The following is a 10,627-nucleotide window of genomic DNA, read 5'->3' as shown; positions in this document are numbered from 1 at the left end:
GATCACCAGATTGCCCAATTTTTCGGGAGTTTTGGACATGTTTTCATGATCATGCAGTAGGTTTCCCCGGGTAGATCGGTGGCGGAGGAGGACGCGTGCGCAGTCGTCTCGTTGCGGCCGCGGCGCTGGTGCTCCTCGCGGCGTGCGCGGCGCCCACGGAGGTGCGCCAGGCGCCGGAAGGGACGGCGCCTTTCGTGCACGTCTACAACACCGACGTGATCACCGAGTGGGATCCGAGCCGCTCCCACTCCAACGAGATCATCGCCTTCCAGAACATCTACGAGACCCTCACCCTCTGGAACCCGGTCACCAAGATCGCCACCCCTCGCCTGGCCACGTCCTGGCGCGCCTCGGCGGACGGCCGCACCTGGACGTTCACCATCCGCTCAGGCGTGACCTTCCACACGGGCAGACCGGTGGACGCGGCGGCCGTCAAGGCCTCGATCGAGCGCACCATCAAGTCCAGGACCGGAGCCTCCTACATCTGGAACGCCGTCTCCTCCATCAGGGTCGACGACCCCCAGACGGTGACCTTCACGCTGCGCTACGCCGTCCCGCTCGACCTGGTGGCCTCCGCCGGGTACGCCGCCTACATCTACGACACGAAGGCGGCCCCCGACCTGACGAAGTGGTTCGCGCAGGGGAAGGACGCGGGCTCCGGACCGTACACGGTGGCCCGGTGGCAGAAGGGGGCGGAGGAGGAGCTCACGCTCACCGCGTACGACGGCTACTGGGGTGGCTGGCGCAGGCCGCACTACAACACCATCAAGTTCCGTGCCGTGCCCGACCCCGCCAGGGCGTACAAGATGTTGACGGACGGCGAGGCGACCTTCGTCGGCCGGCTCTCGCCCCGGCTGTTCGCCAGGGCCTCGGCCACGCCGGGCATCCGCACGTCGGAGGCGCGCTCGTTCACCACGGCGATGATGTTGTTCAACACCGCGCGCGGCCCGATGAAGGACATCCGGGTGCGCCGCGCCATCCAGAAGGCCGTCGACTACCAGGGCGTGGTGCGGGCGCTCCGTGGCGCCGCGGGCCCGGCGAGCGGCGTCGTGCCGGAAGGGCTGCTGGGCCACGTGCCGGGCAGGGAGCCCCGGCAGGACCTGGAGGGCGCAGCCCGGCTGCTGGAGAAGGCGGGCTACGGGCCCGGCGGCGAGCCGCTGCGCCTGCGCGTGACGTACGGGCGGGGTCAGTACGACCAGCAGGTGCTCGTCTCGAAGTTGCGGGCGGCGCTGCGCCCGCTCAACGTCACCCTCGACGCCCTGCCCATGCACTGGAACGCGCAGTGGGAGCTGGGCAGGAAACGCGGCCAGGACATCTTCATCATGTACTGGTGGCCCGACTACGCCGACGGCTACTCCTACTTCGGCAACGTCTTCCACAGCTCGGACAGGCCGGAGTTCAACCTGTCCTACCTCCGGGACGACGCCCTGGACACGCTGCTCTATCCGGTGCCCGAGCTGGCCATGACCGACAAGGCGGCGGCGCAGCGGGCCTACGAGCAGGCCACGGTCAGGGTGCTCGACCAGCGGGTGGCCGCGGCGGTGCCGTGGGTGGTCTACTCGCAACGCGCCTATCTGGGCGGTGTCGAGGGATATGAGGACAACCCGGCCTATCCGGACGTGGTCTTCGTGCACGGCCTCAGGCCGTCGGCGTGATCTCCTCAGAGGTGTCACCGCGGGTGGCGTCGACCCGCTCGCGCAGGCGGGCCCTGATCTCCTCGGGCGTGTAGGCGCGGCGGCGCCGCTCCGCCCGCGCGATCACCACTCCCGTGGCGGCCACTCCCATGATTCCGGCCAGACCGAGCATCTTCCACCACCGCATGTGCCTAGGCTAACGGTGTGCTGACTCTCGACGAGGCCGTCAAGGTGACGCGCACCGGTGACCTGTGGATCTTCCGCGGGCGCTCGGTGCCCGACCGCGCCATCCAGACGGTGACCAACAGCCCGGTCAACCACGTGGGCATGGCGATCGTGATCGAGGACCTGCCGCCCATGATGTGGCACGCCGAGCTGGGCCGGTCGCTGCCCGACCTGTGGGCGGGCACGCACCAGCGCGGAGTGCAGCTGCACGACCTGCGCGACGCCGTGACGGTCTGGGCCGACCGGTACGACCAGCGGCCCTGGCTGCGCCAGCTCGACCCCGAGGCGACGCGCGAGATGGAGGACGCCGCCCTGCGCACGGTCGCCCGCCTCGACGGCACCCCGTTCCCCTCCACCACCCGGCTGGCCGCCCGCTGGGCCAGGGGCCGGATCCCGCGCCGCCGCCGGGAGCAGACGCTGGAGAGCGCCTACTGCGCCGAGGTCGTGGCGGTCACATACGAGGAGATGGGGCTGCTGCCCGCCGGTCGCCGGCCCAACTGGTACGACCCCGGCAGGTTCTGGAGCGGCGACGACCTGGGGCTGCTCATGGGATTCCGGCTCGGCAACGAGATCACCGTGGGCGTCGAGCGCGCGCGGCGCTGAATCGTAAAAAACAGGCAAAGGTCGCAGGCGTGTGGGACGGCCCTGCCCGCTGACGGCCGCCCGCGTTCCCGTCGCCGGGCGTGTTCTCGGCGCGGATGCGAAGATGACGAAGCTTTGACGCATTAGGCTCGGACACGATGGACATCCGCGTGCTCGGCCCGGTCGAAGTGCACGACAACGGTGCTGAGATCCCGATCGTGGGCGCCCAGCAGCAGTGCGTGCTCGGGCTCCTCGCGGCCTGCCACGGCGCCTACGTACCGGTCGACCGGCTGATCGAGGCGCTGTGGGAGGAAGACCCGCCCAAGACCGCCAAGACCATCGTCCAGCTCAAGGTCTCCCAGCTGCGCAAGACGCTGGGCGGGCGCATCGCCAGCACCACGGCCGGCTACTCGCTCGCCGTGCCCGACGACGAGATCGACGTGCGCCGCTTCCGCCGCCTGGCCGCCGAGGGGCGGGCGGCGACCCGGCCGGAGCAGGCCGCCGCGGCCTGGGAGCGGGCGCTCTCCCTGTGGCGCGGACAGCCCCTGCAGGGGGTCGGCACCACCTGGGTCGACCAGCGCGTACGCGGCCCGCTGACCGGCGAGCGGTGGGACCTCGTCGAGGAGTACGCCGCCGCCCTCATCGAGCTGGGCCGCCACCGCGAGGTGCCCGCGCTGCTGCAGGAGCTCAGGGACGAAGAGCCGCTCAGGGAGACGCCGCACGCGCTGGCCATGACGGCGCTGTGGCACGACGGGCGGACGGCGGAGGCCCTGGAGCTGTTCCACGGGGTGCAGCGGCTGCTCGCGGGGGAGCTGGGCGTGGATCCCGGGCCCCGGCTGCGCGACCTGCACCAGCGCATCGTCGAGGGCCACCGGCCGGTGGTGCCGCGCCAGCTCCCCCGCGACGTCGCCGGCTTCGTCGGCAGGCAGGCCGAGACCGAGCGCGTACGCGAGCTGCTGCGCGAGGGCCGCGTCGCCGTGGTCACCGGCGCGGCGGGCATCGGCAAGTCGGCGCTGGCCGCGCACGTCGGCCACCGGGTCGCCGCCGAGTTCCCCGACGGTCAGCTCCACGTCGACCTCAACGGCTACGGGCAGGGCGAGCCGCTTCCGCCCGAGCGGGTGCTGACCCGCCTGCTCGGCGCTCTCGGCGTGCCGGCGCCGAACAGCATCGCCGAGCAGCTCGACCTCTACCGCTCGACGCTGGCCACCAGACGGGTGCTGCTCCTGCTCGACAACGCCGCCGACGCCGAGCAGGTGCGCCCGCTGCTGCCCGGCGGCTCCTGCGGGGTGATCGTCACCAGCCGTGACACGCTGCGCGGCCTCATCCTGCAGGGGGCGCAGAGCGTACGCCTGGCCACGCTCACCCCCACCGAGGCCAGCGACCTGCTCGCCGACCTGGTGGGCAAGGACGTCGTCCACACCGACCCCGAGGCCGTCGCCGAGCTGGCCGAGCTCTGCGGGCACCTGCCGCTCGCCCTCGCCATCGCGGGCGCCAACCTCATCGGCCGGGCCGACCTGCGCGAATACATCAAGGAGCTGCACGCCGACCGCTGGAGCACGCTGGCCGTCGAAGGAGACGCGCAGGCCACGGTCGCCACGGCTTTCGCCAGCTCGTACGCCGCGCTCCCCGACGACGCGCGCATGTTGTTCAGGCGCTTCGGGCTGGTCCCCGGCTGCGACTTCACCGCCCACTCCGCCGCCCGCCTGGCCGGCACGGACCCGGCCACGACCACCCGGCTGCTGACCAGGCTGGCCTCCGCCCATCTCGTGGAGGAGCACACGCCAGGCCGCTACCGGCTGCACGACCTGGTCGCCCTCTACGCCCGCGAGCACTGCACGGCGGGTGACGACGACCCCGCCCGGCTGCACGCCTACTACCTGCACACCGCTCGGGCGGCCGCGCCGCTCCTCGCGCCCTCCATCGAGCTGCTGCCACTCACGCCTGAGGACCCGCCGTACGACGCGGAGGAGTTCGCCGACGCCGGCGCGGCCACCGCCTGGCTGGACGCCGAGCAGCACAACCTGCTGGCGGTGATGGACCACGCCTCCGGACGCATGCTCTGGCGGCTGATCGAGACCCTGCGGGCCTTCATGTACGGCACGTACCAGCCCGACGTGATCGCGGCCCTGGCGCGCAAGGGCCTGGCCGCCGCCGAACGCGACGGGGACCTCGCCGGGCAGGCCAGCATGCACCACACGCAGGCCAACACCCGCTTCGTCCTGAACGAACCGCGCGCGGCCCTGCGCCACTACGAGCTGGCCGCCGAGCTCTACGAACGGATCGGCTGGGGCACGGGGACGCTCCTGGCGCTGACCAACTTCGTCGTGGCCACCTCCAGCCTCGGCGACTTCCACGAGGGCGCGGCCAGGCACGAGCGGATCGTCCGGCTGTGGGAGGCGTTGGAGCCCTCCACGAAGCTCGCCGCCACGCTGGAGAACCACGCCATCGTGCTGCTGTGGTCGGGGCGCGCCCGCGAGGCCCTGGAACAGCAGCTACGCGCCAACCGCATGCGGGAGTCGCTCGGCGAGCCGCCCGCCTGGCGGGCCAGGGCGTGCTCCATAGTCGGCGACATCCGGCTGGCGATGGGCGACCTCGACGCGGCCGCGGAGGCGTTCGAAGAGGGCCTGAAGTCCGCCCACGGGGGCCAGCTGCCGGGGACGTTGTCGAGCGCGGCCATGGCGTACCACCTGAAGGGCGAGGACGCGAGGGCGGCCGATTTGGCGCGGCGAGCCGTGCAGACGGCCAGGGCCAGCGGGCTGCGCAGCGAGTACGACGAGGCGCGCAGCACGCTCGCCCTGGTGGACGACTCCATCGAGATCGGCGTGCGCATCTCCATGCTCAAGGAGGTGATCGCCTCCTACCGCCACCGCACCTATCCCTATCTCGACGCCCGCGCGCGCGTCTGGCTGGCCGAGGTCTGCCTGCGCGGCGGCCGGCACGCCGAGGCCGCCGAAGCGGCCGAGCAGGCGCTCGACGCGGCCACCCGGCACGGCCTGCGGCGGCTCGAAGGGCTGGCGCTCACCCTGCTCGCCCGGGCCGACCTGCTCGACGGGCGGCCCGACGCGGCCCGCGAACACGCCAGGCGGGCCGCCGAGGTGCACGGGGAATGGGGACACCGGCTCGACGAGGCCGCCGCGCGGGCCGTGCTCGACGAACTCTGAGCCCGCTCAGGTCCGGGCGGACAGCAGCGACTCGAAGGTGCTGCGGAGCTCCCGGCCCGGGTCCACGCCGAGCTGGTCGGCCAGCAGGCGGCGCGTGCGCTCGTACAGCTCCAGCGCCTCCGCCTGCCGCCCCACCTGGTAGAAGGCCGTCATGAGCAACGACACCAGCCGCTCCCGGTGCGGGTTGGCCGTCACGCTCGCGCGCAGCGGCGCGACCAGCCGCTCCGGTTCTCCCAGCCGGAGCCTCATGCGCGCCAGCTGCTCGATGGCGGCCAGCCGCGCCTCCTCCAGCTCGACCGCCGCCACCTCCAGCGACCTGCCGCCTCCCGGCCCGCCCAGCGCAGGACCCCGCCACAGGGCCAGCGCCTCGTCCAGCAGATCGGCGCCGGACCCGTCGTCGCGCCGCGCCGCCTCGGCGACCAGCCGGCGAAAACGCAGCGCGTCCACCGACTCGGGGTCGGCCAGCAGCACGTACCCTGACGAGTCGGTCTCCACCCGGGCGCCGACCAGCGTCCTGCGCAACCGGTACACGTGCCCCTGCACGGTCATCCGCGCACTGTCCGGGGGATCACCCTCCCACACGGCGTCGATCAGCCGCTCCACCGGCACCGGACGGTTCAGGTCCAGCACCAGCGCGGCCAGGACGTAACGACGCTTACGCGGCCCGGTGTCCAGGCGGCGCCCCCCAACACAGGCGTCAATGGACCCGAGCAGGCGAAACTCCAAGCGATCCATCCGGACAGCCTGCCGGGACGCGCTAAAAGGCGGCTAAACACAGCGGTGCCAACAGAACGCCAACTCCTTCTGTCAGGGTCTACCTCTCACGATCTCGCCCAACAGGAAGAGAAACATAGTGATCACGAAGAAGGCCGCGATCGCCGTCATGGCGGGCTCGCTCATCGCGGGGCCGATGGCCACCGTCGCCATGGCGCAGCCGAGCAACGCCGCCGTCGTCGCGAAGGACCGCCTCGGTCCCGGTGACTGGCTGCTGCCCGGACAGTCGCTGACCTCCGGCCGGTTCAAGCTCATCCAGCAGGCGCAGGGGAACCTGGTGTTCTACGACGGCACCAAGGCGCTGTGGAGCTCGCCCACCGCGGGCAAGCCGGGCGCCCGGACGACCATGCAGAAAGAGGGCAACCTCGTCATCTACGGCCTCGACAACAAGCCGCTGTGGTCCACGCAGACCGCCGGCAACCCCGGGGCCTACCTCAAGCTGCCCGAGCAGAGCGGCAACCTGGTGATCTACTCCAGGGACAACAAGCCGCTGTGGTCCTCCATGGCCTACATCAGCAAGCTGCCCTCCGGCCAGGTGCTGCGCCCCGGGCAGTTCATCCAGTCGCACAACGGCCGCTACAAGCTGATCCAGCAGAAGGAGGGCAACGCGGTCCTGTACGACGGGCGGCGCAGCCTGTTCACCACGCCGACGGCGGGGCACCCGGGCGCGCGCTCGATCATGCAGAAGGAGGGCAACTGGGTCGTCGTCGACAAGAACAACAAGGCCCTGTGGACCACCAGGACCGCCGGAAACCCGGGCGCCTGGCTGTCGGTCAGCAACGACGGCCGCGTCATCATCTACTCGGCCGCCAACAAGCCGCTCTGGACCAGCCAGATGCGCTGACCGGCCCGCGGGGGCGCTCGCTGCCTGCCGCCCCCGCCGGTGGCAGGCTGGAAGCATGCGCCTGGCTACCTGGAACGTGAACTCGGTCAAGGCACGACTGCCACGCCTGCTCGCCTGGCTGGCCGAGGTCAAACCCGACATCGTCTGCCTGCAAGAGACCAAATGCCCCGCGGACGCGTTCCCCGCGGCGGAGGTGGGCGCGCTCGGCTACGCCGCCGCGGCCCACGGCGACGGGCGGTGGAACGGCGTCGCGCTGCTGTCCGCGGCCGGGCTCGACGAGGTGACCCTGAGCTTCCCCGGCGAGCCCGGATTCGCGGAGCTCGACGGGGTCGGCGCCGCCCGCCCCGAGGCCAGGGCCATCGGGGCCACCTGCGGCGGCATGCGGGTGTGGTCCCTGTACGCGCCGAACGGGCGCACGGTCGACTCGCCGCACTACGCGTACAAGCTGGACTGGTTCTCGGCGCTGCGCGACGCGCTCGAAGCCGAACTGGCCGCCGGGCCCGTGGTGGCGTGCGGCGACTACAACGTGGCGCCGTCCGACGCCGACGTGTGGGATCCCGCGCTCTTCGTCGGATCCACCCACGTCACCCCGGCAGAACGCCAGGCGCTGGCCGGCCTGCGCGCCCTGGGACTGCACGACGTCGTGCCGACGCCCATGAAAGGGCCGCACCCCTTCACGTACTGGGACTACCGGGCAGGGATGTTCCACCAGAACAAGGGCATGCGCATCGACCTGGTCTACGCGAGCGAGGACGTCGCCGGGCGGGTGCGGTCGGCGTACGTCGATCGCGAGGCCCGCAAGGGGAAGGGGCCGTCCGACCACGCGCCGATCGTGGTGGATCTGCGGCCATGAACTTATTCCTATTCACGGCCATCCGAGTATTCTGTGGTCTCGAATGTTTCGGGGGGTGTAAAGAACCATCAAGGCCACAGGGGGAGCTCCGTGGAACCTGCAGACGGCCGTGTCATTCTCTTCATCCTCGTCGCCCTCGCCGTGTTCGCCCTCGGCCGCCGCTTCCAGACCATGGTCATCATGCGCCAGGTGTGGAAGCAGAGCGCCAGGCAGGTCAGCGCCAGAAAAGCCGTCGCGAACAACGCCGCGAAGTCGTTGATCGGCATAACCCTGCTCGCGATATTCGTCGTCTGGCTGGTGCTCAACCTGAATCGCGTCATGTGAGAAAACGCTGTCGGTGATCACCGCGCAATTGCACGAAGTGGAGCAATCACCGAATTTCCTGGCCCGCACGATCAGCGGCGGTGGCGGCGGAGGGCCCAGGCGGCCAGCACCGCGGTGCCCGCGGCGGCCAGGGTGACGGCGCGGGTCAGGCGGACCGCCCGGCGGATGTCCTTGACGTCGGGCTCGGGCCCGTCACCCATCGTCGGACGGTGTTCGACCCTGCCCTGGTAGACGTTCGTGCCGCCCAGCGTGACGCCCAGCGCGCCGGCGAACGCGGCCTCGCAGCGGCCGGCGTTCGGGCTGGGGTGCCGGTGGCCGTCCCTCATGAGCGCGGTCAGCGCGCCGCGCGGGTCCGGCCCGGTCAGGACGGCGAGCAGGCCGGTCAGCCGCGCGGGCACGTAGTTGGCCACGTCGTCGAGCCTCGCCGCGGCCCAGCCGAACCGCTCGTAACGCGCCGAGCGGTGGCCGACCATGGCGTCCAGCGTGTTGACGGCGCGGTACGCCAGCAGGCCAGGCACACCCGCCACCGCACCCCAGAACAGCGGGGCCACGACCGCGTCGGAGGTGTTCTCGGCCAGCGACTCGACGGTGGCGCGCGCCAGCTCCTCGGCCTCCAGCCGGGAAGGGTCGCGGCCGCACAGGTGGGGGAGGCGGGCCCTGGCACGTCGGAGGTCGTCGTGTTCGAGGGCGGCGGCCATGTACGAGCCTTCGCGGGCCAGCGTGGTGCCTCCCAGCACGGCCCAGGTGGCGACGGCCGTCACGATGGTGCGCGCGGGCCGGCCGGGGACGCGCTGGGCCAGCACGCCGAGCGCGGTCGCGCCGCCGACGCACACGGCGACGTGCAGGACTCCGCGCGACCGCGCGTCCCTGTAGAGCGAACGTTCCAGCCTCGCCGCGGCGCGCCCGAAAAGGGCCACCGGATGGGCGGGAGTCCGCGGGTCGGCGACGAGCCGGTCGAGCGCCACGCCGAGAGCGAGGCCGAGAGGGTCAGACCAGGTGGGCATGGAGCTCATCTTCGTGCACGTCCAGCCATGCGGCGGCACGCCGGATGCGCTCGCCGGCGCCGTTCGCCCACATCCTCGCCCAGTTGCCGCCGGCCGAGGCACGGGTGCGCATGACGGTGTAGGAGCGGTGGAAGCGGAGCCTGGCCAGCTCGAGAAGGCGGCGCCGGTCACGGGGCAGCACGCCGTACGCGTCGCAGAACAGGCGCAGGCGCTCGCCCACGTCGAGGGCGCGGAGGAGCGGAGGGCGGTCGACGGGGTCGGCGATCGGGGCCCAGTGGCGGAGGGCGGTGACGATGTCGAAGAGCCGCGTGGTCGGCCGGGCCAGATCGAAGTCGATCAACGCGTACGGCCGCCCCGCCCGAAAAATCACGTTATCCATCGTCAAGTCACAATGGCCGATGACTTCCGGCTCTTTATCATCATTCGATCCCCCCTCCCAGCCGTCCAGCACCAGCGGAAACCCCGCCGTCGCATCGTGGAACTCCCGCACCAGCACCGCGAGCCCGGCCAGCGCCTCATCGCTCGCGCTCTCCGGCCGCAGCCCGGTCGTGCCCGGCACGTACGTGAGAACCTCGCGCCCGTACTCGTCCATCCCCACCACACGTGGCGCACCCTCGAACCCCGCCGCCTCAAGGTGCCTGAGCAGGGCGTGCACGGAGGGCGTGGACGTACTGGCCGGTCTGCGCACGGTGTCACCGACGCGCACCACCCCGTCAGTCACATCCCCGCCCTGCAAGGGAATCTCATGCAGGAGCGTCGCGACCATGCCACGGAAGCTTAGACTTTCCGCCCCGCTTCCGCCCGATCTTTTCGCCGCTTCCGGCAACAAGATCGCCCCGCTCGATGCCCGTACCCTCCCTGGGTTGGGTGCCGCCGGCTTCCTCCCGTTCCGGTATCCTCCCTGTGGCCCGCACGACCAGACAGAGCACCGGCTGGACCGTGGCGGCCATGGTCACGGAGTTCCTGGTCATGTGCGGGTGTGATCGGGTCGACAGACTGACACGGGAAAACGTGTGCGTGACATGTCGCCGGATCATGCACAATAAGGCGGGAGCGCCCTTAGCTCAGCTGGATAGAGCACCGGACTTCTAATCCGACGGTCGCAGGTTCGAATCCTGCAGGGCGCGCTGTTGTGATGTCTCAGGACATCGGAAACCCTCGAACCTACGGGTTCGGGGGTTTCGTCGTGTTGGGGTTTGCCTGGGGTTGGTAGTCACGGGTGGGGT

The 10,627-nt window shown here is 71.3% G+C and carries 10 protein-coding genes and 1 tRNA gene; 7 read left to right on the top strand and 4 right to left on the bottom strand.

Annotated elements, in window-relative coordinates:
- Nucleotides 1-95 precede the first annotated feature (95 nt).
- Complete coding sequence (locus ACZ6SA_RS30270; RefSeq protein WP_347647240.1) at nt 96-1,655, top strand: ABC transporter substrate-binding protein; 1,560 nt, start codon at nt 96-98, stop codon at nt 1,653-1,655.
- Here ACZ6SA_RS30270 and ACZ6SA_RS30265 read toward each other — a convergent pair.
- On the bottom strand, nt 1,639-1,821 hold the full coding sequence (locus ACZ6SA_RS30265; RefSeq protein ID WP_347647266.1) for a hypothetical protein: 183 nt from the start codon (nt 1,819-1,821) through the stop codon (nt 1,639-1,641). The genes ACZ6SA_RS30270 and ACZ6SA_RS30265 overlap by 17 nt on opposite strands.
- A gap of 20 nt (nt 1,822-1,841) precedes the next feature.
- On the opposite strand from ACZ6SA_RS30265, the gene ACZ6SA_RS30260 reads away from it, so the two are divergent.
- Together ACZ6SA_RS30260 and ACZ6SA_RS30255 are read left to right on the top strand one after the other, a co-directional pair.
- Nucleotides 1,842-2,462 carry a hypothetical protein gene (locus ACZ6SA_RS30260; RefSeq protein ID WP_465832255.1) on the top strand — a complete coding sequence of 207 codons (621 nt, stop codon included), beginning with the start codon at nt 1,842-1,844 and terminating at the stop codon, nt 2,460-2,462.
- Between the two features lie 137 nt (nt 2,463-2,599).
- Nucleotides 2,600-5,602: an AfsR/SARP family transcriptional regulator gene (locus ACZ6SA_RS30255; RefSeq protein ID WP_465831917.1), complete on the top strand. Its 3,003-nt coding sequence runs from the start codon at nt 2,600-2,602 to the stop codon at nt 5,600-5,602.
- A gap of 6 nt (nt 5,603-5,608) precedes the next feature.
- Here ACZ6SA_RS30255 and ACZ6SA_RS30250 read toward each other — a convergent pair whose 3' ends face one another.
- Nucleotides 5,609-6,337, bottom strand: coding sequence for an AfsR/SARP family transcriptional regulator (locus ACZ6SA_RS30250; RefSeq protein ID WP_443155255.1), 729 nt, complete (start codon nt 6,335-6,337; stop codon nt 5,609-5,611).
- 118 nt (nt 6,338-6,455) lie between these two features.
- Between ACZ6SA_RS30250 and ACZ6SA_RS30245 the strand changes: the two genes are divergently transcribed.
- The 3 genes from ACZ6SA_RS30245 to ACZ6SA_RS30235 all read left to right on the top strand — a co-directional run bounded on the left by ACZ6SA_RS30245 (nt 6,456) and on the right by ACZ6SA_RS30235 (nt 8,397).
- On the top strand, nt 6,456-7,220 hold the full coding sequence (locus tag ACZ6SA_RS30245) for a hypothetical protein (protein WP_347647244.1): 765 nt from the start codon (nt 6,456-6,458) through the stop codon (nt 7,218-7,220).
- Between the two features lie 55 nt (nt 7,221-7,275).
- Entirely contained in the window at nt 7,276-8,073 is a 798-nt protein-coding gene (locus ACZ6SA_RS30240; protein ID WP_443155257.1) for an exodeoxyribonuclease III, read from the top strand.
- A gap of 90 nt (nt 8,074-8,163) precedes the next feature.
- Nucleotides 8,164-8,397, top strand: coding sequence for a hypothetical protein (locus ACZ6SA_RS30235; protein WP_347647246.1), 234 nt, complete (start codon nt 8,164-8,166; stop codon nt 8,395-8,397).
- 71 nt (nt 8,398-8,468) lie between these two features.
- Here ACZ6SA_RS30235 and ACZ6SA_RS30230 read toward each other — a convergent pair whose 3' ends face one another.
- The gene (locus ACZ6SA_RS30230; RefSeq protein WP_465831914.1) at nt 8,469-9,401 is read right to left on the bottom strand and encodes a cobalamin biosynthesis protein; all 933 of its coding nucleotides are present in this window, start codon (nt 9,399-9,401) and stop codon (nt 8,469-8,471) included.
- Complete coding sequence (locus ACZ6SA_RS30225; RefSeq protein WP_465831912.1) at nt 9,385-10,122, bottom strand: phosphotransferase; 738 nt, start codon at nt 10,120-10,122, stop codon at nt 9,385-9,387. Before ACZ6SA_RS30225 ends, ACZ6SA_RS30230 begins: the two co-directional genes overlap by 17 nt.
- A gap of 332 nt (nt 10,123-10,454) precedes the next feature.
- Between ACZ6SA_RS30225 and ACZ6SA_RS30220 the strand changes: the two genes are divergently transcribed.
- Nucleotides 10,455-10,528: transfer RNA gene (locus ACZ6SA_RS30220), tRNA-Arg, on the top strand.
- The last annotated feature ends 99 nt before the right edge of the window (nt 10,529-10,627 follow it).

The sequence above is a fragment of the Nonomuraea sp. NPDC049378 genome (assembly GCF_055586745.1).
Note: the sequence above shows the minus strand (reverse complement) of the source record. Positions and strands in the feature narration are given on the sequence as shown.

Excerpts from the sequence above, each read along its gene's own strand:
- ACZ6SA_RS30255 (WP_465831917.1), top strand. The coding sequence starts at position 2,600 with ATGGACATCCGCGTGCTCGGCCCGGTCGAAGTGCACGACAACGGTGCT.
- ACZ6SA_RS30265 (WP_347647266.1), bottom strand. The coding sequence starts at position 1,821 with ATGCGGTGGTGGAAGATGCTCGGTCTGGCCGGAATCATGGGAGTGGCC.
- ACZ6SA_RS30240 (WP_443155257.1), top strand. The coding sequence starts at position 7,276 with ATGCGCCTGGCTACCTGGAACGTGAACTCGGTCAAGGCACGACTGCCA.
- ACZ6SA_RS30230 (WP_465831914.1), bottom strand. The coding sequence starts at position 9,401 with ATGCCCACCTGGTCTGACCCTCTCGGCCTCGCTCTCGGCGTGGCGCTC.
- ACZ6SA_RS30250 (WP_443155255.1), bottom strand. The coding sequence starts at position 6,337 with ATGGATCGCTTGGAGTTTCGCCTGCTCGGGTCCATTGACGCCTGTGTT.